This is a genomic window from Xenococcus sp. PCC 7305, assembly GCF_000332055.1.
GTDB lineage: Bacteria > Cyanobacteriota > Cyanobacteriia > Cyanobacteriales > Xenococcaceae > Xenococcus.
In genome coordinates this window covers 1-18,858 of record NZ_ALVZ01000105.1, presented here as the reverse complement: position 1 = coordinate 18,858, position 18,858 = coordinate 1, and the positions used below count along the sequence as shown (strand labels likewise).

Genomic DNA, 18,858 nt, shown 5'->3' with positions numbered 1-18,858 from the left:
ACAAAGCTAGGCTTTTGACAACTATTGCCGAAACCTATGGCAAGATCGAGGATTTTCCCGAGGCGGCTAAATCTTTAGAGCAGGCGATCAAAGCGGCTCAAGCTATTACTGATTCAGGTTCCAAAGCTTATGTTTTAACAACTATTATTCCAATGCAAGCAAAACTCGATCGCTGGAGAGCAGCCCATAATGCAGTATCACTCTGTCCTACTGATGAATGTAAAGTAGAATCTCTCGCTAGCATTCTCACTGCTTGGGCAGAAAAGAAAAACCCTTCTTTAATTGAAAATGGAGAATGAAAAATTGAAAATTAGGGATTCGTAACGCTACGCTAAAGTCAAAAGTCAAAAGCCCTAAGGGATACCGCTCCGCATATCAAAAGTCAAAAGTTTTTTGATTAAGCTAAAAATCTTTTGTTTTAATTTAATTTTTGATCTAAATATTTCACCTGATTAGCTTCAATATCAGACTCAACTTTATCAATAAACTTATCTAATTTTCCCGTTGCTAAATCATGTTTCATTTGTTGATCCCAAGCATCATCAAGATATTCATTTAACCAGTCTACAAGTTTGCGAGCTTCATCTGTTGGTAGCTCTTTGATAGCTGCTTCAATTTCTAAAAGAGTTTTCATATATTATGATTTAGATTGTTTTATCAATTGCTTCAAAGACTTGTTTAACTATCTTCGGATGTAATATCATTCCAGAATGAAAAGGAATCACAACTCTTATACTATCTTTAAGATAAATTCGATGACTTCCTTTACTTCTAATTTGCCTAAAGCCAGCATCCAAGAGAAGTGTTTCAGCTTCTTTAGCCGTTAATCGAGGCAACTTAGGCAACTTGCACCTCTAACATTAAACTAGTGGACGCGGGCGTCAATAAGCTATCTATCAACGAAGAGCAAAAAGCTAATGTATCAAGACTTATTACTCATTACTTATTACTCATTACTTCCGCGCAGCGGCACTAGTAACTTTTTTCTGAAGTAAAGATTGCTTCTCTTCCTCTGATAAGGTTTCTATATATAGTTCTACCGCTTCATTTATATTCTGTTTGGCTTCTTCCAAAGAATCCCCTTGGCTTTGACAACCTTCCAGTTGAGGACAATAGGCATAAAACCCATCATTATCCTCTTCGATCACAATATTAATTTGATAAGACATATTCAATGATTGTTGATTGTACTTTATATTGATCTTCTATAAATATTTTAATATAAGGGAACTTAGTTTCAACTAATGCCAATTTGGGTCAGTTAAAAGTTTTTAATTTTTCTGAATGTTGCGCTTAGTAAATCAGGGTTGACAAGTCGCGATCGCCTGTAGGGTCATTTTGAAGAGCATAGGATACGACACAAAATATTTGCAATAAAGTCTTGAGTTTCTGATGAAAGAAAACCTAGCTCACGCCGAATCAACGATTGGCGAAGAGTTACGAGGTGATCGAGGCGTAAGGTTGATGCTTGCCGAAGGCCACTATTAGCGAAGTCTAGATGTTCCTGTTGCAAGATAATATCTGTGTTGAGGGGCTTTTCAGGAATGCGACTGGTGATAAATGCAAAAATAATATGTTGATAAATGCCGATCTCGTTTGTTAAACAGTATGCAGGACGAACTTTGTTGGAAGATAGGTCATCAAAGGGAAACTGAATCAGAACAATCTTACCCTTCATAGCTTACTGGTTGACCATCTTCAAGGGTATAAATATCCTCTTCTGGATCGTGCAGAAAAGCACAGCTAGGGTTGGTTGACATCGCTCCTAACCAGGCTTCATTGAGATCATCTTCTTCTGGCATCAACACAATCACTCGTACCCGACTCGGTTTGCTTTGGGCAAGGGGATGATCGAGTTGGATTTGCCCTTGTGTATTTAGGATGCCTGTTGTTTCAATTGCACGCATGATTACAGAAGAAAATAGTCGTTTGATTTTACTGTAACATTCTGTTAGTAAATAGAGAGTTGACACGCTGCGATCAGATTAAAGCCTGGCACTTTGTGAATGGTTTTCATTACTTGAGAGCATTATCTGATTGATCGCCCAATAATTTCCTCCGTAACCTTATCGGTAATCATCACTTCCCCAATTTTAGTCGGCAGGACAAATCTAACCTTTCCGGCTTTAACCTTTTTATCACTTTGCAAAGTTGATGAAATATCTTGCAACTCTAGCTCACTAGGAATCTCCGTTGGTAACTGAGCTTTTCGAATTAAAGCATCTTGCCGTTGTGTCTCTTCTGCTGTCCATAATCCCATTTCTACTGCGATTTTTCCCGCTGCAACCATGCCAATTGCCACAGCTTCGCCATGGACAAATTTTTGGTATTTAGTCAAACTTTCCACCGCATGACCAATTGTATGACCATAATTTAAAATTGCCCGAATTCCCGATTCTTTTTCATCTTGACTAACAACATCAGCCTTCGCCTGACAAGAACGAATTAAAATTGTTTCTAATAATTGTTGATCAATAGTTGCAAAGCTATCGATATTTGACGCCTGTTCTAATTTGGTAAATAAATCTTCGTCCCAGATCACACCATACTTAATCACCTCTGCCATGCCTGCGCGAAATTCTCTTTCCGGAAGTGTCTGCAAAACATCGGGGTCTATCAGTACTAACTTTGGCTGATAAAAAGCTCCAATCAGATTTTTGCCCTGGGGATGATTAACTCCTGTTTTTCCGCCGACAGAAGCATCCACCATTGCCAGCAAAGATGTTGGCACTTGGACAAAATTCACGCCTCTGAGCCAAGTTGCCGCCGCAAAACCTGTCATATCACCAATTACACCACCACCCAAGGCTACTAAGGTTGAAGAACGCTCAATGCGATTAGCCAAGGCCGTATCGTATACCTTCTCAATAGATTGGAGATGTTTCGCGGTTTCTCCTGCGGGGATCAGATGTTTACAAACTTCAAAGCCAGCATTTTCTAGAGATTCGATGCAAGTATTGCCGTAAAAGTCAAATATTTCGGGATTAGAGATTAATAAAACTTTTTTGCCGAGATTTAGCTGTTGCATTTGGCTACCTAGTTGCGACAGATTACCTTTCGCGATCGCAATTTCGTAGGAGTTTTGAGGCAAATTTACGGTCAAAATGGACATACAGACTAAATTTGATAGTAAGTTAGGTACAGTCTTTCATTGTATAGTCTGACTCGTTATTTTTTTAGTCTAGTTTCGATTACATTAAGAATCAGAATAGTTATTAAAATCTAAAACTTTGTCCTAGAATGCCACCCCTTAATCTATACTACTGTGTTACGGGATTTGGGAACAAAGCTAAAGATAATAGAATTTAATTTAATTAAAATAGTCCAGCAATCCCAACGTAATAAGCTTATTTAGTTCGTTAGACATGAAAGTTTAACTTAATATTGGAGATTCATTAAAATGGCTCGAAAAAGTAATAATACGACTAGAAAAAATCGTAAAGCTCCTGCTAACAATACTACTATTCTTAATAAGAAACAAGTGGGCATATCTTTAAGTACTAATGCCGTTAGTAATATTGAGCAAATGGCTAAGGAAGCGGGATTATCTAGATCCAAACTAATTGAAAGTTTAGTCACAGGGGAAATTGCAATTTCTAGCCAAAATGCGGGAAAGACTATTGCTATTGATCCCAATACCGAATCTGAAACCAAGAATAGTGAGATCAAGATTATTGAAGGGGTTGTTGAGTCTCAAGCCAATGTTCTCAAAGAAGATAAGTCAACAGAAAAGGCCGATATTAAGACTGATTCTGAGACTGAGTCAATAATTCAAGAACTAGAAAACAAATTAGTAGAAAAAGTTGCCAGCTATCAAGATTTATATGAAAGCTCTGAAGCTCAAGCGGCTAAAATTAAAAATCTAGAAGCTCTGCTAAAAAAACAAAAAAAAGGCTCTTCGCAAAAAGTATCGAAAAATGATGAGGCAGCTTCAAAGATTGCCGAACAAGATGCGATTATCAAGCAACTACAAGAGCAACTAGCAGAATATAAAGAAAGCACAGATAAGAGTGGTAATCTTAAACAAGAGCTATCAAATAAAGACACAGAAATTTCTAATCTGCAACAGCAAATAGATAATCAAAACAATCAAATTACAGAATTCACTAGTAACTGCGACAATCTTCAAAAGCAATTAGAAGCTAAAGAGGGTCAAGTAGAGAAGATTAACCAGCAGCTCTCTCAACAAACTGAAGACCATAATTCTCTGCGGGGGCAATTGACAAGTAAAGAAGAAGAACTGGAAAATTTACAACAACAAGTAGATAGTCAAAACAATCAAGTTCAGGAATTAACTAATAATCGTGATAGTCTGCAACAACAATTACAAGACAAAGAAGCAGAAAACAATAATCTACAAGAACAATTTGGAGATCAGCAAAATCAAATTCAAGAATTAACTAGCAACTGTGACAATCTTCAACAACAGTTACAAGCTAAAGAAGGTCAAGTCAATGAAGTTCAACAACAACTTTCTCAACAAACTGAAGCCAGAAATGCTCTCCAAGAAGAATTAGCTATTAAGGAAGGAGAAATTGGCAGTTTACAGCAGCAAATAGGCGACAAAGACAATCAGGTTCAAGAACTTACTAGTAACCGTGATAATCTTCAACAGCAATTACAGGGTAAAGAAGGAGAAGTTAATAATTTGCATCAGCAACTCTCTGAGCAAACTGAAGCGAAAAATTCTCTCCAACAGCAAATAGAGGGTAAACAAAGCGAAATCCAAACCTTAGAAGATACGACTAAAAATCTTCACCAAGAAATAAATGATCGCAAACAAGAAGCTGCTAATCTACAACAACAGCTATCGGAAAAAGAAACCTATAGCAAAACTCTAGAACAACAAGTTGGCGATCGCGAACAACAAATCAATAGTCTTCAGCAAGCGCTAACCCAAGAGCAAAATAACTCACAGCAGATTTCGGCAGATAAACAAAATCTAGAACAGGAAATTACCCAACTTCAAGAGCAACTATCCCAACAAGAAAATCAAGGGAAAAACTTAGAACAACAAGTCCGCGATCGCGAGCAACAACTCAATAGTACTCGACAACAATTAATCCAAGAACAAACTAAATCTAAACAAGCCTCAAGCGATAATCAAAATTTAAACCAAGAAATCTCCCAACTTCAAGAGCAAATAGCGGAGCAAGAAAATCAAGGTAAAACCTTAGAACAACAAGTCCGCGATCGCGAGCAACAAATCAATACTGCTCAAAAGCAATTAAAACAAGAACAAACCAAATTACAACAAGTCTCAACCGACAAGCAAAGCCTAGAGCAAACAATTACGGAACTACAAGAGCAAATAGCCCAGATACAATCTAGTTATGAATCTCTGCAAGAGACATCCTTAGAGCAAACAAATTCCATCGATAGCTTACAAACTCAGCTCGATGAGCAATTATCACTAGTAGATCTCAAAAGCAATAGTAATAAAAACAAAACTATTATCATCATGGTGCTTGCTATTCTCTCCGTGATTTTATCTGCAATACTTGCTCAAGGTTATTTAGCTGGTGTTCCGACTAGTGTTTCTACTGGTATTTCTTAACCAAAAAAAACAGGGCGACAAAATATCGCCCTGATAACTAATTATCCAATAGATAATTAAATGAATCTCAAAGAATAGAGAGACTATTCTCTATTTACCTATACAAGGTAGCAACTTATAGCATAGTGAACATATACCAAGTAGCAAGGCCAAATAATAAGTAAGCGAAAGTAACAAGAACGTAAGCGCTAGAATTAGAAACCATATTTTTAATAAGTGTAAATGGTGTATCAGTTAATGATGCTAACACCACAGAAAATCGTTGCGGGTATCATGGCGAACATAAAATGTATTTCTTTGGCTTTTCTTAATTAATATTCAAAAAAAACATGGGGTTAATAGATAAAAAATTATGCCTAAGAGTATATTTGTAACTTATTATCTATGGATTGATTCCATTTAACTAAATTTGGAGGAAAGCATTAATTCCCAATCCCAATCGGAGACGATTGTAGTTAAGGTGTTTTCTTTAGTTAAATCGTCAATATAGGGCAATATTCCGAGTATGGGAACTTGAGTTAAAGATTCAATTAAACCCACAGGAGCTAAATCATCTGAGTTATTGTTTTGCTCAGAAAATTCACAGCAACTTAACACAATTCCGCGCAGATCTATATTCCGACTTCTCGCTAAAGCAACATTGGCCACAGTTTGGGCGATCGCACCCAATTTAATTGGCACCACTAAAATCGTTGGTAAGCGCCATTCCGCTGCAATATCAGCCACTGTCAACTCATAGGTGACAGGAGAACCTAAGCCCCCTAAAGCTTCAATAAAGACTAAATCTTGTTGCTGTTGAAACTCTGTCAAACATTGCCAGACCACACTTAAGTCAATATTTTTTCCTTCTTGTTCGGCGGCAATTGGAGGTGCTAAAGGAGCTTGAAAATGTAGAGGCGTCGCAATTTTAATTGAGTTTTTTTGCTTTGGATTATCTGCTGGCTCAAGATTGCCAAATAGCTTCTCATATAGTTCGCGATCGCCAGTTCCAGTTTGCATCAGTTTTAATAACCCCAAACTGCGATCGGGCAGATATTTTTGAACATAATAGACTAAAGCTGTGGTCACAAAAGTTTTTCCGACGTTAGTATCTGTGCCTGTAATTAGCAGAGAATTATTCATGTAAAATTTCTTACCTGTTGCAATTGCTGAATTAATTATTATTATAACTGCGTAGGACTACGTACAAAATTGCAAGAAATTTTTAAATTTATATAAAGATCACATTATTTAAACAACATATATTGTCGATGAGTATATATACAGTTTTAGAAATTTTTTCTTTTTTTACTATTTTTTAAAATATGAGGAGTCTCTTAAGTTTCTAGTATCTAGAAAAAGGCAAGCCCATTTATAAATTATGATTATTCTATATATTATGATCCTTGTCCATCAAAAACTTCGTCGTATGCACTGATGACCAGTTAACCTATTTAGATATACAATAAAACTGATTTTTAATTTGATATGTGAAGTAGGTGTAAAGATTTGCAATATAAAAGAATAGTTTAAAAATTAACTTTCTATGATAATAGTAGTAAAGTCTAAATTGTAGAGAAAGGTATTGTGTTTTCCGATAATACCAATGTATTGTAATAATTAAAATTGCTGCGAACCTAGTTTAGTTAAATTTATTCTGCCGTGAGCCAAACAACAACTTTTCTGCTTCAGTCGATGATACAGCAGCCTGTAATCTCAGACTCTAACCGTCTTCGATTATTTGCAGGTTCCGCCAACAGACCGCTTGCTCAAGAAGTAGCTCGATATTTGGGAATAGATCTCGGGCCAATGATTCGCAAGCGATTTGCCGATGGAGAGCTATACGTTCAAATACAAGAATCCATCCGCGGAGCTGATGTTTACCTACTTCAGCCCTGTTGTAATCCCGTAAACGACAATTTAATGGAGCTCATGATCCTAATTGATGCTTGTCGTCGGGCTTCAGCTAGACAAATTACCGCAGTAATTCCCTACTATGGCTATGCTAGAGCAGACCGCAAAACAGCAGGACGGGAGTCCATAACTGCTAAGTTGGTCGCCAACTTGATTGTTAAAGCAGGGGCTAACAAGGTCTTAGCAATGGATCTTCACTCAGCTCAAATCCAAGGTTATTTTGATATACCCTTAGATCATGTATACGGGTCTCCAGTCTTAATAGATTATTTAGCAAGAAAAGAACTCTCCGATTTAGTGGTCGTATCCCCTGATGTTGGTGGGGTTGCCAGGGCAAGAGCTTTTGCCAAAAAACTGAATGATGCCCCTTTGGCTATTATTGATAAACGTCGTCAGGCTCATAATGTAGCAGAAGTGATGAATGTGATTGGGGATGTCAAAGGCAAAACAGCAGTATTAGTAGACGACATGATCGACACTGCGGGAACGCTCCTTGAGGGAGGAAAACTGTTGAAGAAAGAGGGTGCGAGCAAAATTTATGCTTGTGCTACTCACCCAGTGTTCTCTGGCCCAGCCGCTTCTCGTCTTTCTAGTGGTGTTTTTGAGGAGGTTATTGTCACGAACACTATTCCGATTCCTGAAGAAAAGCAATTTGAGCAATTAACAGTACTATCTGGTGCTAGTTTATTAGGAGAAGCTATTTGGCGGATTCACGAGGACACTTCGGTAAGTAGCATGTTTAGATAGGTGTTAGGTTTTAGGTTTTAGGTTTTAGGTTCGATTTTAAGACAAGTTGTCTTTCCTATTTCCTATTCCCTATTCCCTATTCCCTATTCCCTAGAAATACTCTTGCAACTTATCATTTTTCCTGATTTGCTTAGCCAAGCTAGCACGACAAATGATTGTGGCCGATCGCTTTTCTACTTGGACAAATAGTTTACCGACAAAAAGACTTTTGAGACTTGGTATTTGATAGACAGTAAACCCTTCTAACTGAGAATTGGGAGTAAAACCTAAGTCATTGATGACTTTTCCGATTGTTTTTTCGAAATTTTTGCTCTTTTTATAAGTAGCGGTAATCGTTACACTACGGTTGAATTTCGCGCCCAAAATACCAGTAAGCAAACCAACAACTAAGCCCAACTCATAGAGCACCGATTCATCTACTCCAATGCGACTACTTTGAGTAAAAGCAATCAAAAATATGATTACATTGGTACAGGCAAAATAATATAAAAAAGTGATAAAAATTCCTGGTGGTTCTATTTTGAGTAATGGCAAAATTCTATCCTAAACAAAATGACTAATCTTAAACAACATAACTTGTTAATTTTTTGGTCTCGTTAAGACCGGTGTTAGGTTTTAGGTGGTAGTTTTTTGGTTGAAAAAGTCATGTTTTAACTTTAAGGCGTCTATCCTGGCTAAATTTATTGTTTTTCGGGATTTACCTAATACCTAACACCTAATACCCAAAACCTTTTTACCTTATCTGAGGTTGTTTTTTATGCCATTCCGTAGCTTGTTCATAGGCATGAGCTACATGAAACAAGACATCTTCACGCAACACATTGCTAATTAGTTGCATTCCAATAGGCAAACCCGCATCATCAAATCCACAGGGAACATTCATTCCTGGCAGGCCAGCTAGATTTACGGGAATAGTCATCAAATCGGAAAGGTACATTGCAAGAGGATCGGCAGTTTTTTCTCCTGCTTTAAAAGCTGTACTTGGTGCTGTGGGAGAAACCAACACATCAACTTCTGCAAAAGCATTTTCAAAGTCTTGCTTAATCAAAGTCCGAACCTTCTGGGCTTTGAGATAGTAAGCATCATAGTATCCCGCAGACAAGGCGTAAGTCCCAAGCATAATTCGTCTTTTCACTTCATCGCCAAAACCAGTAGCACGAGTGCCCGTGTACATATTAACTAGATTTTCAGCCTCTTTACGGATGCCATATTTAACCGCGTCATAACGGGCTAAGTTTGCTGAGGCTTCCGATGGTGCAATCATATAGTAGGCAGGCAAACCATAACGAAAACGGGGACAAGAGATCTCTTTGATTTCGGCTCCTAAATCTTTTAGCTGCGCGATCGCCTTTTGGACAGATGCGGCAACAGTTGACTCTAAACCTTCCCCAAAAGTCTCTGTGATGATTCCCACTTTTAAACCCTTTTTGAGTTCTGGTTTAAGATATTGGGTATAATCGGGGATTTCTAATTTAAGACTTGTGGAGTCCCGTGGATCATGGCCTGCGATCGCACCCAACAGGATCGCGGCATCTTCGACATTACGAGCAAAGGGCCCAATTTGATCCAAAGAAGAAGCATAGGCAACTAATCCAAAACGGGAGACCAAACCATAAGTTGGTTTCAATCCAATAACCCCACAAAAAGAGGCCGGTTGGCGAATTGAGCCTCCAGTATCCGAACCCAAAGAAACTACACATTCATTGGCAGCAACCGCAGCAGCCGAGCCCCCAGACGATCCACCAGGGACTCGCTCAAGATCCCAAGGATTAGCAGTTACCTGATAGCCAGAGTTTTCGGTAGAACTTCCCATGGCAAACTCATCGAGGTTAGTTTTTCCCACCATCACTGCCCCAGCATCTTTTAGTTTCTGGGTAACGGTAGATTCATAGGGAGGGACAAAATTCTCCAAGATTCGGGATGCGCAGGTAGTTTTAATCCCTTTGGTACACATATTATCTTTGATGCCAATAGGAATACCTTCTAAGATCCCAATTTCTGAGCCTGCCGCAATCTTGTTATCGACTTGTTGGGCTTGTTCTAAGGCGTAATCATCAGTGATCGATAAGAAAGCTCTGACGTTGGGTTCTAAGCTTGTAATCCGTTCTAAAGTTTCCTGAGTAATTTCTAGGGCGGAACGTTTTTTACTAACTAGCTGTTGATGTAATTCCTTAATAGTTTCTTGAGACATTTAGCTATAAATATTTAAGCTTACAGAATTTATATTCTAATGGCTAATCGCGAGTTGCTCTCAAAGGTAAGTAAAAATCTCAATAGCGTTACTAGTTTTATAATTGGGGAAGAGATTTGAGCCAACAAATATGGAAGCAATCGCTATTCCCCAGGGATTCAGAGTAACAACCGAACAATTTGCTCAACTAGCATCTGCCGAACAGCTAGCACGCATGGAGTTGACTAAAGATGGAGAATTAATTGTCATGAGTCCTACTGGTGGGGAGGCAGGCAGAAAAAATTTTAATTTATACCTAGATTTGGGAAATTGGAATCGTCAAACAAAACTCGGAGAAGCTTTTGATTCTTCTACTGTGTTTGTTTTACCTAATGGTGCGAGAAGAAGTCCTGATGTTAGCTGGATTAGATTAGAGCGTTGGAATGCATTGACTCTCAAAGAAAAGCAAGGTTTTCCTCCCATCGCTCCTGATTTTGCGATCGAATTAGTAAGTCCTAGTGATCTTAAGAATCAAAGATATCAAGATTTGCAGGCGAAGATGCAGGAATATTTAGATAATGGAGTTAAACTTGGTTGGTTAATTGAGCCATCGGCAAGAACAGTTGAGATATATAGATTTGGACAGCAAGTAGAGATTTTAGATAATCCTCAAACTCTATTCGGAGAAGATATCCTACCTGAGTTTGTTTTAGATTTAAGTAATATTTTTTGAAGGTGTTGCCAAATTCAGTCCAGATAAAATCAATTTAAGATTATCTCGGACATTTAGGATGATCACCAATATACTTACAAGTCATTTTGCTGGTATAACGAGGATTAGAGTTAGAGTTATTAGCTGATCCAGATTTATTGACTTGTCTGGTTTTATCAATTGGTTTTGAGATAGTAATCGGTCTGGATTGATTTGCCGATCTGGAACTATTGACTGACCTTGAGCGATTAACTGTTTGGCGGTTAGAGGTTTGTTTTCTTGGGGACGTAGTAACTCGATTATTGGCTTTGGCTGCTGCCTTCTGAGCCGCGATAATTTTCGCTTTTGCTTGATCAATAATTGGTTGACCCTGCTTTTGCCAATAGTCGGTATTGCTAAGCTGCTGAGCCTCCTTAATCGCATCCTGCCAACGACCCTCACTTAATTTCTGCTGAGCTGTTTGCAGATGAAGTGTATTTTTCTGCCATTCTTCTTCCCATTGAGCAATTGTGGCCTCTACTTTTTCTGCGGTGGGGGTGAGAGCCGGAACGGCCTCGGCGATCGCGATCGCCAATTGAAGATTTCCTTCCTGATACTTATTACTGGCGATTTCGAGCATTTTGTCCGCCCATTGAGACATCAATTGTTGGGCCTGAGAATAAAGATTCGCATCTTCAGGGACTTGGGCTGCTAGGGCGATCGCATCTTTTAAATTGCTTTGTTCAGCCAAATCCTTCGCTGCTATTAAGGTAAGCTCTGCCTGAGACTGATAACATTGAGACTGCAAGTCTGCCGCGATCGTTTGTAAAGATGAATAATCTTGGGAAAATTTTAGTGCTTGTTGCCAACATTCTTGATATTTTCCCTGGGTCTTTAAATTCTCAATTTGAGTCAGGGCTCGCTCTGCTGCTAAATGATTATTATTTATATAATTGAACCCAGCCAAGATTCCCACAAGTACAGACATCATGCCGGTGCCAATCAACAGACGGGATTTATTAAGACGCACAAATAGTGAGGCACAATCATAGTTAAAACCTATTTTTTTGGGAACTAGAATTCCTGCTGATGGCACTGAAGAATCTGAAGAGATTAGCAGCTTAGTTTTCCATAACTCCGTTTTAGGAACAGCTTTCTGTTCACCAATCACAGAAGCCTCAATCCTGGTAGAAGCCATTTGTTGCTCAATCTCTTGCGTCTCAATCTCTTGTGTCTCAATCTCTTGCGTCTCAATCTCTTGCGTCTCAATCTCAGATTCATCAACCAACTCTAAATTCACTGTGACCAAATTTGACTGAGTCAAACTTTGAGGCTTTGTTAATGAATGGATTTGCTCTAATACTTCCGCGACAGACTGATAACGATCCTTAAAATGGTACCGTGTCATTTTATTGAGAATTGCTGCTAGCTCCCCACTTACTTCCGATTTATCTTGCCAAATAACTTCACCCTCAGCATCTTCTTCCAACTCAACAGGATAGACTCCTGTTAAGGCTTGAATGCCAAGCATTCCCAAGGCATAAATATCGCTATTTAAGCGTGGTTTCCCTCGGATCTGCTCTGTGGGCATATATCCTTGAGTTCCAATCGCTACTGTTTTATGGCTAAACAGTAAATTGCTCCCAATTTGAGGAGCGCTAACCTGCTTGACTGCACCAAAATCTATTAGAACCAGCCGCCCATCTTTCTGCCGTCTAATCAAATTATTGGGCTTGATATCGCGATGAATTACGCCATAGCCATGAACAAATTCTAGAATTAGCAACACCTCTTCGAGCATCTGGATCACTTTGCTTTCTGCCCAACAGTGACTCCGTGGCAGTTCTTTAGTAAGAGTGTGACCTTCAATAAATTCTTGTACTAGATAAAATTCTCGGTTTTCTTCAAAGTAAGCTAATAGTCGAGGGATCTGAGGATGCTGCCCCAGTTTTTCTAGAACTTCTGCTTCCTGCCGAAAAAGACGTCTCGCCGTGGGCAAAAATCCAGGCTTATTACTAGCTGGTTTGAGGAGTTTGACAGCACATTTGGGATGACCTGGTCGATGATGGTCTTCTGCGATGTAGGTTTTAGCTAACCCTCCTTCTTCCAGGTTTTGGACAACTCGATAATGTCCACCCAATAATTTATTTAAAATCGCCAAACTCTTCTGTCCCCTTACAAAACACTCACATCGGTTTTGACTTTGTCAACGTTTCAGATAGGCTAATATCAAGCTCCGAGACAAGGCACACAAAATTTAAATTGATATAGTAAATCCCCTCGATTAGGTTCATGTTACCATTTTTTCTTGGCCGGAAACCATGACAAATTATTTCATAATATGACTCTTTTCAACCTAAAACCCAAAACCTAAAAACTAAAACCTATTAAAAATAACTTTTCAGGTTTTTGGTTGCCATTTTTCAAGAGCTTTCATTACAGCTTCTCCATTTATTTCAACATCATCTCTAATAATGCGGCCATGCCTGAGATCTTCCTGCAATAAAGCAGTAAGTTGTGGTAGTATTTCTGACAAACGACCTTGATTTTTAAACATTCTCCGATTCATCGCAATATCACCCTTTTTAAGCCCAGCATAATCTTGAGCAAAAGATTCTGGGGTTTGATCTAATTGCTGACTCACTATCTCAAAAACCTCATTAGATTTATTGTCCACTACTTCCATGAGATCAAACCAAGTCACAATAAATCTTGTTAATTCCTCTTCTTTGTTGTCTAGTGTCTCTGAGCGAGTCACTAAACCATCAATCACCAAACTATCGAGATCCTTGGTTGTATAGACAATATTTCCTTGAATATTTTGTGCTGTGTTACTCAATAATGGCTCCCAAATTACCGCTGCATCCAAAAGAGATTTTTGCATTTTCTGCGCAGCAGCTTGATTTGATATATTATCGATTTCAACATCTGTGGGCTTGAGATCGTATAACTTGAGGGCTTCCAGTAAAATTAAATGGTTAACAGTTCCGAGCTTTGCCCCGACTTTTTTGCCTTTTAAATCTTCAACAGATTTAAAGTTTGGCTGGGTAACAATACCGTCAGAACCAGCGGAAATATTGGTGACCAACACAAAGATAGGTTTGTCATTCCCTGGATCTATTTGTTTAACTTCCCAAAGCGACCCGAAAGCAGCATCAACAGATCCTCGAAGCATTGCCCTAGCTGCATCCGAGCCGTTTTGAAATCGCACCAATTCAACTTCAAGACCGCGATTTTTAAACATCCCTGTTTCTTGAGCATAAAGCACAATGTCAAATCCCGGCCAATTATTAATACCTACTCTGAAGGTTTTAAGAGCATTATTCTGTTGAAAAATACAGCCATGAATGATTAAAGGAACAATTAAAGTAACTATAAATAGGATTAGTCGAGAAACCCATGATTTAAATTTGAATTGATTCTTATTCCACATAATTGCACTTTCATAAAGCTCTTATTTCTTGAGTATTCCTTTCTGTTTAAACACAAGGATTATGACATGAAATATTGAGTTGAATTCATTGGATTATGACATTTTTGTATATTAAGCATTTAGAGTTGGGAATTGCAAAGCTTTAGAGAGCCGAGATCTACACATAACTACACAATTACTATGGTCTTGGAAGTACACTAGCAATGTAAACTAACAAATGCACTCAAAAATTGCTATAAAGACATTACGAAAATGACAGAGTTAACAGAAACTCCTTTACTTTTAAAGGCAGCTCGTGGGGAAAAGGTTGATCGTCCTCCTGTCTGGATGATGCGCCAAGCGGGCAGATATATGAAGGTTTATCGGGATTTAAGGGAGAAATATCCCAGTTTTCGGGAACGTTCGGAAAATGCAGATATTGCTATTGAAATTTCTTTGCAACCTTGGTCTGCTTTCCAACCTGACGGGGTGATTATGTTTTCTGATATTTTAACTCCTTTACCTGGTATTGGTATTGATTTTGATATTGTTGAGAGTAAAGGCCCTTTGTTTGAAACTCCTATTAGGACTCAAGAGCAAATTGACAAGCTTCATGAATTGGACCCTGAAAAGTCTTTACCTTTTATCAAAACTATTCTGCAAACTCTGAGCTCAGAAATTAATAACAAGTCTACTCTTTTGGGTTTTGTGGGTGCTCCTTGGACTTTGGCGGCTTATTCCATTGAAGGTAAAGGTTCTAAGAACTATTCCATCATTAAGGGAATGGCGTTTAACCAACCTGAGATGTTACATAAGTTCCTCAGTAAGATTGCTGATGCGATCGCAGTTTATGTGCGTTATCAAATCGACTGTGGGGCCCAGGTGGTGCAATTATTCGATTCTTGGGCTGGATATTTAAGTCCTCAAGACTATGAAACTTTTGCTTTGCCCTATCAGCAACAAGTGGTACGCCAAGTGAAGGAAACCCATCCTGACACGCCTTTAATCCTTTACATCAGTGGTAGTGCTGGGGTTTTAGAAAAAATGGGTCAGTCTGGAGTTGATATTGTCAGTGTTGATTGGACTGTTGATATGGCAGATGCTAGAAGAAGATTGGGCCCCGATATGAAAGTCCAGGGCAATATTGATCCTGGTGTTTTGTTTGGTTCTCACGATCTGATTCGCGATCGCATTCACGATACAGTGCGTAAAGCAGGCAATGAAGGTCATATTCTGAATTTAGGCCATGGTGTTTTGGTAGGAACTCCAGAGGAGAATGTCCGCTGCTTCTTCGAGACTTCCAAAGGGTTAAAATACTAAATTTGAATTATTTATAGGGGAACGGGAAATAATTGTAAAGTATATATTTGTAAAGTGTATATTTAGTCTTTTCTCTATCCCCTATTAATATGAAGCGAATTTTTATCACTGGTGCGAGTGGTTGTATTGGACACTATATTGTAGAAAGTTTAATTAAGCATACCGAGCATCAGCTATATTTATTAGTTAGAAATCCTGACAAATTGCAATTTGACTGGCAAGATTCTCCACGGATCCATCTTCTCAAGGGTGATTTGCGAGATATTGCTGATCATAGCGATCTTTTGCTCAAAGAAATTAATATAGCTATACTCGCGGCTACTTCTTGGGGGGGAGCGATCGAGGCTTACGATATTAACGTGGTCAAGACCCTGGCATTACTAAAAATGTTGAATCCTAGCATCTGTGAACAGGTATTATATTTTTCCACTGCAAGTGTTTTAGATCGCCATAATCAATTATTACCAGAGGCTAATCAATTTGGGACAGATTATATTAGAACTAAATATCAATGTTTATCTGGATTGTCTAAACTAGAAATTGCCGATCGCATTACGGTTTTATTTCCTACTCTAGTTTTTGGGGGCGACAACAATAAGCCCTATTCCCATCTCACTTCCGGCTTGCCTGAAGTCATTAAATGGATTGATCTAATTCGTTGTTTTAAAGTTGATGGCAGTTTTCACTTTGTTCATGGTCAAGATATTGCCCAAATTGTCACTTACTTAATTCAGAATCCCCAGGCGTTAGTGACAGAAGAAAATACCCAATCGCTAACATATTTGGTGTTAGGTAATAAAATGATTACGGCCAATGATGCGATCGCCCAAATTTGTCAGTATTTCAATAAAAAACTTTATGTCCGCATTCCACTTTATATTTGGTTGATTAATATTTTCGTGAAAATATTCCGCATTCAGATGGATTCCTGGAGCTATTTTTCCCTAAATTATCGTCATTTTACCCATAAAAAAACAATTACTCCGGCAAGCTTTGGCCTGACAACTTACTGTTCCACCATTAATGATGTTATGAAACTTTCGGGCTTATAATCTAATATTCTCATTATAAAAAATTCAAGGTAATTTAGAATACAAAGTCATTTGTTAGAACTTTTTTCTCAATTTGTAGCTTTTCTTAATAGGCATTTATTGTGTACTATGGAAAATAGTAAGTTTACAATCCAAGAATTACCGCGAATATTCTACATGGGTAAATTATGTCAGGAAGATTCCTCGCGTCTGTCGAGTAATTTCATCTACCCTCAAAATTCAACTATAAAAAATCATCGTCGAAAATCATTAATGTACTGGGTTAAAAAGCCTTTTCGATTAATGATTGTAAGCCTCAAGAAATTACGTGGTCACCCTGAAGTAGTTGCTAGAGGAATTGCTGTAGGAGTATTTGCCGGCTGTTTTCCTTTTTTTGGCTTGCAATCTGTTATGGGCATTGTCCTCGCTAGTTTGGTGCGCGGCAGTAAAATTGCCGCGATCGCTGGAACTTGGATTAGCAACCCCCTAACTTATGTTCCTATTTTATTTTTGAATTTTAAAGTCGGACAATGGTTATTAGGAATCGAAACGACTTCAACCCTCCAGGATCGTGATTCCTTGGAATCTTTTCTGGCTCTAGGGCCAGAATTAGTTATTACCTTATTAATTGGTTGCTGCGTTGTCGGCGCGATTACTGGGGTGATTGGCTACTTTGCTAGTTTCTATTTTCTACGACGTCTTCGAAAAAGCAAAAAAAACATAGCAGACCGGGTCAATTAGGAATAATAAAGTTTCGTAGTTACTTCCGTGAGCTTTTGCGCGATCGCTGCGACTCCTTGAGCCTGTCTTCCGTCCGTGAGCTGCCCTGATGGATCAAAAGCTTGCTCTGCATTGGGAATGGCTTTTTGTTCGGGAATAACCAGCACCCCAATCCCTTCCAAAATGGCGCGAACATGAACTAAGCCTCTAATGCCACCTAAAGCCCCAGGAGAAGTCGCTAACAGAGCGGCTACTTTACCTTTGAAACAGCTTAAGGACTCTTCATTTAGTTCGGGACGCGATGCCCAGTCAATAGCGTTCTTTAACAATGGAGTAATAGAGCCATTATATTCGGGACAAGAGATGATAAATCCTTGGTGTTCACGCAAAAGACGCTTAAATTCCAAAACTTTTGGCGGTAAACCTTCTTTTGTTTCCAAATCCTCATTGAATAGAGGCAAGGGATAATCAAGCATATCTATATAGGTGACTTCTGCTCCTGCTTTGCTCGCTTCTGCGATCGCAAATTTGGCTAACTTTTTATTAAACGAGTCAATACGAGAGCTCCCAGCAAAAGCCAGAATTTTTGGTTGATTAGGCATTAAGTTATTCCTGTAAAATAAATATTTAACAATCCTTATATCCGTTAAAGCATCGCTTTAGGGAATGGGGAACAGGGAACAGGGAACAGCAGAATTCCGAGAACCACTCCGCGATACCATTAATTTTGTTTAGCCAAAAGTACTGCCATTCCAACCCCAAAGATGTCTTTGGGCATCGGCAAATTCAATATAAATACGGCTAGCTTTAACGCCTAATTCTGATTCGATTTGTTGGCAAAAATCAGAACTCATTGCTTTGGTCTGTTCTGGCTTCATCGTGCCAATGTTTTTAATCTCTACATAACAAACAGGTTCTAAAGTCCCGCCAAAGGTCATGGGAATGTCAGATTCAAAAATCGTCATTACATAGGATTCTGGTTTACCGAAATGTTTTGCGAGTTTTGCCGATAAGCTGCTTAAGAGACTTTCTATTTGAGCTTGCTTGGGAGTGGCAATGGAAGATTGAACTTTGATTAAAGGCATAAATAATATTGAGTTCCACGACAAACAATAGTCATCGGCAAGGAGGATAGAAAATATGTGGGACTATTTTACCTGAATTTTGAATGTATTTAGAAGATCTAAATTGTGCGATCGCAATCAGAAAGACCAACTAGTGCCGCTGCGCGGAAGTAATAAGTAATAAGTAATGAGTAATAAGTCTTGATACATCAGCTTTTTACTCCTCGTTGATAGATAGCTTATTTACGCCTAC

20 protein-coding genes are annotated in these 18,858 nt (G+C 38.6%); 7 read left to right on the top strand and 13 right to left on the bottom strand.

Annotated elements, in window-relative coordinates; genetic code table 11:
• The coding region (locus XEN7305_RS28900; RefSeq protein WP_006508198.1) for a hypothetical protein at positions 1–299 on the top strand (299 nt) is incomplete at its 5' end.
• 119 nt (positions 300–418) lie between these two features.
• On the opposite strand, the gene XEN7305_RS04660 is transcribed toward XEN7305_RS28900, so the two are convergent.
• The 6 genes from XEN7305_RS04660 to aroB form a co-directional block, all read right to left on the bottom strand.
• The gene (locus XEN7305_RS04660; protein ID WP_006508197.1) at positions 419–634 is read right to left on the bottom strand and encodes a hypothetical protein; all 216 of its coding nucleotides are present in this window, start codon (positions 632–634) and stop codon (positions 419–421) included.
• A gap of 10 nt (positions 635–644) precedes the next feature.
• Positions 645–845: a type II toxin-antitoxin system HicA family toxin gene (locus XEN7305_RS04655; RefSeq protein ID WP_040896758.1), complete on the bottom strand. Its 201-nt coding sequence runs from the start codon at positions 843–845 to the stop codon at positions 645–647.
• 108 nt (positions 846–953) lie between these two features.
• Positions 954–1,169, bottom strand: coding sequence for a type II toxin-antitoxin system HicB family antitoxin (locus XEN7305_RS04650; RefSeq protein ID WP_006508196.1), 216 nt, complete (start codon positions 1,167–1,169; stop codon positions 954–956).
• Positions 1,170–1,333: 164 nt separating this feature from the next.
• Positions 1,334–1,678 (bottom strand): type II toxin-antitoxin system PemK/MazF family toxin, encoded by a 345-nt coding sequence (locus tag XEN7305_RS04645; protein ID WP_006508195.1) that lies wholly within the window; start codon positions 1,676–1,678, stop codon positions 1,334–1,336.
• On the bottom strand, positions 1,668–1,907 hold the full coding sequence (locus tag XEN7305_RS04640; RefSeq protein ID WP_006508194.1) for a hypothetical protein: 240 nt from the start codon (positions 1,905–1,907) through the stop codon (positions 1,668–1,670). The genes XEN7305_RS04645 and XEN7305_RS04640 overlap by 11 nt, the downstream gene beginning before the upstream one ends.
• Before the next feature lie 122 nt (positions 1,908–2,029).
• On the bottom strand, positions 2,030–3,112 hold the full coding sequence (aroB, locus tag XEN7305_RS04635; protein WP_006508193.1) for a 3-dehydroquinate synthase: 1,083 nt from the start codon (positions 3,110–3,112) through the stop codon (positions 2,030–2,032).
• A gap of 288 nt (positions 3,113–3,400) precedes the next feature.
• Here aroB and XEN7305_RS04630 point away from each other — a divergent pair, with 288 nt between their 5' ends.
• On the top strand, positions 3,401–5,557 hold the full coding sequence (locus XEN7305_RS04630) for a hypothetical protein (RefSeq protein WP_006508192.1): 2,157 nt from the start codon (positions 3,401–3,403) through the stop codon (positions 5,555–5,557).
• A gap of 399 nt (positions 5,558–5,956) precedes the next feature.
• On the opposite strand, the gene bioD is transcribed toward XEN7305_RS04630, so the two are convergent.
• Entirely contained in the window at positions 5,957–6,679 is a 723-nt protein-coding gene (gene bioD, locus XEN7305_RS04625) for a dethiobiotin synthase (protein WP_006508191.1), read from the bottom strand.
• Between the two features lie 552 nt (positions 6,680–7,231).
• Between bioD and XEN7305_RS04620 the strand changes: the two genes are divergently transcribed.
• On the top strand, positions 7,232–8,197 hold the full coding sequence (locus XEN7305_RS04620; protein WP_006508190.1) for a ribose-phosphate pyrophosphokinase: 966 nt from the start codon (positions 7,232–7,234) through the stop codon (positions 8,195–8,197).
• 90 nt (positions 8,198–8,287) lie between these two features.
• Here the strand turns inward: XEN7305_RS04620 and XEN7305_RS04615 are convergent, their stop codons facing one another.
• Together XEN7305_RS04615 and gatA are read right to left on the bottom strand one after the other, a co-directional pair.
• On the bottom strand, positions 8,288–8,731 hold the full coding sequence (locus tag XEN7305_RS04615) for a hypothetical protein (protein WP_006508189.1): 444 nt from the start codon (positions 8,729–8,731) through the stop codon (positions 8,288–8,290).
• Between the two features lie 199 nt (positions 8,732–8,930).
• Positions 8,931–10,388 carry an Asp-tRNA(Asn)/Glu-tRNA(Gln) amidotransferase subunit GatA gene (gene gatA / locus XEN7305_RS04610; RefSeq protein ID WP_006508188.1) on the bottom strand — a complete coding sequence of 486 codons (1,458 nt, stop codon included), beginning with the start codon at positions 10,386–10,388 and terminating at the stop codon, positions 8,931–8,933.
• Positions 10,389–10,518: 130 nt separating this feature from the next.
• Between gatA and XEN7305_RS04605 the strand changes: the two genes are divergently transcribed.
• The gene (locus XEN7305_RS04605) at positions 10,519–11,100 is read left to right on the top strand and encodes a Uma2 family endonuclease (RefSeq protein WP_006508187.1); all 582 of its coding nucleotides are present in this window, start codon (positions 10,519–10,521) and stop codon (positions 11,098–11,100) included.
• Between the two features lie 40 nt (positions 11,101–11,140).
• Here XEN7305_RS04605 and XEN7305_RS26395 read toward each other — a convergent pair whose 3' ends face one another.
• Positions 11,141–13,219 carry a serine/threonine-protein kinase gene (locus XEN7305_RS26395; RefSeq protein WP_006508186.1) on the bottom strand — a complete coding sequence of 693 codons (2,079 nt, stop codon included), beginning with the start codon at positions 13,217–13,219 and terminating at the stop codon, positions 11,141–11,143.
• Positions 13,220–13,459: 240 nt separating this feature from the next.
• Positions 13,460–14,491 (bottom strand): ABC transporter substrate-binding protein, encoded by a 1,032-nt coding sequence (locus XEN7305_RS04595; RefSeq protein WP_006508185.1) that lies wholly within the window; start codon positions 14,489–14,491, stop codon positions 13,460–13,462.
• 252 nt (positions 14,492–14,743) lie between these two features.
• On the opposite strand from XEN7305_RS04595, the gene hemE reads away from it, so the two are divergent.
• The 3 genes from hemE (at position 14,744) to XEN7305_RS04580 (ending at position 17,562) form a co-directional block, all read left to right on the top strand.
• Entirely contained in the window at positions 14,744–15,790 is a 1,047-nt protein-coding gene (gene hemE / locus XEN7305_RS04590) for a uroporphyrinogen decarboxylase (protein ID WP_006508184.1), read from the top strand.
• Positions 15,791–15,879: 89 nt separating this feature from the next.
• Entirely contained in the window at positions 15,880–16,842 is a 963-nt protein-coding gene (locus XEN7305_RS04585) for an NAD(P)-dependent oxidoreductase (RefSeq protein ID WP_006508183.1), read from the top strand.
• Between the two features lie 252 nt (positions 16,843–17,094).
• Positions 17,095–17,562, top strand: coding sequence for a DUF2062 domain-containing protein (locus XEN7305_RS04580; protein ID WP_052035134.1), 468 nt, complete (start codon positions 17,095–17,097; stop codon positions 17,560–17,562).
• Here XEN7305_RS04580 and XEN7305_RS04575 read toward each other — a convergent pair.
• Positions 17,559–18,143 (bottom strand): NADPH-dependent FMN reductase, encoded by a 585-nt coding sequence (locus tag XEN7305_RS04575; protein ID WP_006508181.1) that lies wholly within the window; start codon positions 18,141–18,143, stop codon positions 17,559–17,561. The two genes, XEN7305_RS04580 and XEN7305_RS04575, sit on opposite strands and share 4 nt — an antisense overlap.
• Positions 18,144–18,272: 129 nt before the next feature.
• Positions 18,273–18,626, bottom strand: a complete 354-nt coding sequence (locus XEN7305_RS04570; protein WP_006508180.1) for a phenylpyruvate tautomerase MIF-related protein — start codon at positions 18,624–18,626, stop codon at positions 18,273–18,275.
• Positions 18,627–18,858 lie beyond the last annotated feature (232 nt).

Excerpts from the sequence above, each read along its gene's own strand:
- XEN7305_RS04660 (WP_006508197.1), bottom strand. The coding sequence starts at position 634 with ATGAAAACTCTTTTAGAAATTGAAGCAGCTATCAAAGAGCTACCAACA.
- XEN7305_RS04650 (WP_006508196.1), bottom strand. The coding sequence starts at position 1,169 with ATGTCTTATCAAATTAATATTGTGATCGAAGAGGATAATGATGGGTTT.
- XEN7305_RS04645 (WP_006508195.1), bottom strand. The coding sequence starts at position 1,678 with ATGAAGGGTAAGATTGTTCTGATTCAGTTTCCCTTTGATGACCTATCT.
- XEN7305_RS04640 (WP_006508194.1), bottom strand. The coding sequence starts at position 1,907 with ATGCGTGCAATTGAAACAACAGGCATCCTAAATACACAAGGGCAAATC.
- aroB (WP_006508193.1), bottom strand. The coding sequence starts at position 3,112 with ATGTCCATTTTGACCGTAAATTTGCCTCAAAACTCCTACGAAATTGCG.
- XEN7305_RS04630 (WP_006508192.1), top strand. The coding sequence starts at position 3,401 with ATGGCTCGAAAAAGTAATAATACGACTAGAAAAAATCGTAAAGCTCCT.
- bioD (WP_006508191.1), bottom strand. The coding sequence starts at position 6,679 with ATGAATAATTCTCTGCTAATTACAGGCACAGATACTAACGTCGGAAAA.
- XEN7305_RS04620 (WP_006508190.1), top strand. The coding sequence starts at position 7,232 with ATGATACAGCAGCCTGTAATCTCAGACTCTAACCGTCTTCGATTATTT.
- gatA (WP_006508188.1), bottom strand. The coding sequence starts at position 10,388 with ATGTCTCAAGAAACTATTAAGGAATTACATCAACAGCTAGTTAGTAAA.
- XEN7305_RS04605 (WP_006508187.1), top strand. The coding sequence starts at position 10,519 with ATGGAAGCAATCGCTATTCCCCAGGGATTCAGAGTAACAACCGAACAA.
- XEN7305_RS04595 (WP_006508185.1), bottom strand. The coding sequence starts at position 14,491 with ATGTGGAATAAGAATCAATTCAAATTTAAATCATGGGTTTCTCGACTA.
- hemE (WP_006508184.1), top strand. The coding sequence starts at position 14,744 with ATGACAGAGTTAACAGAAACTCCTTTACTTTTAAAGGCAGCTCGTGGG.
- XEN7305_RS04585 (WP_006508183.1), top strand. The coding sequence starts at position 15,880 with ATGAAGCGAATTTTTATCACTGGTGCGAGTGGTTGTATTGGACACTAT.
- XEN7305_RS04580 (WP_052035134.1), top strand. The coding sequence starts at position 17,095 with ATGTACTGGGTTAAAAAGCCTTTTCGATTAATGATTGTAAGCCTCAAG.
- XEN7305_RS04575 (WP_006508181.1), bottom strand. The coding sequence starts at position 18,143 with ATGCCTAATCAACCAAAAATTCTGGCTTTTGCTGGGAGCTCTCGTATT.
- XEN7305_RS04570 (WP_006508180.1), bottom strand. The coding sequence starts at position 18,626 with ATGCCTTTAATCAAAGTTCAATCTTCCATTGCCACTCCCAAGCAAGCT.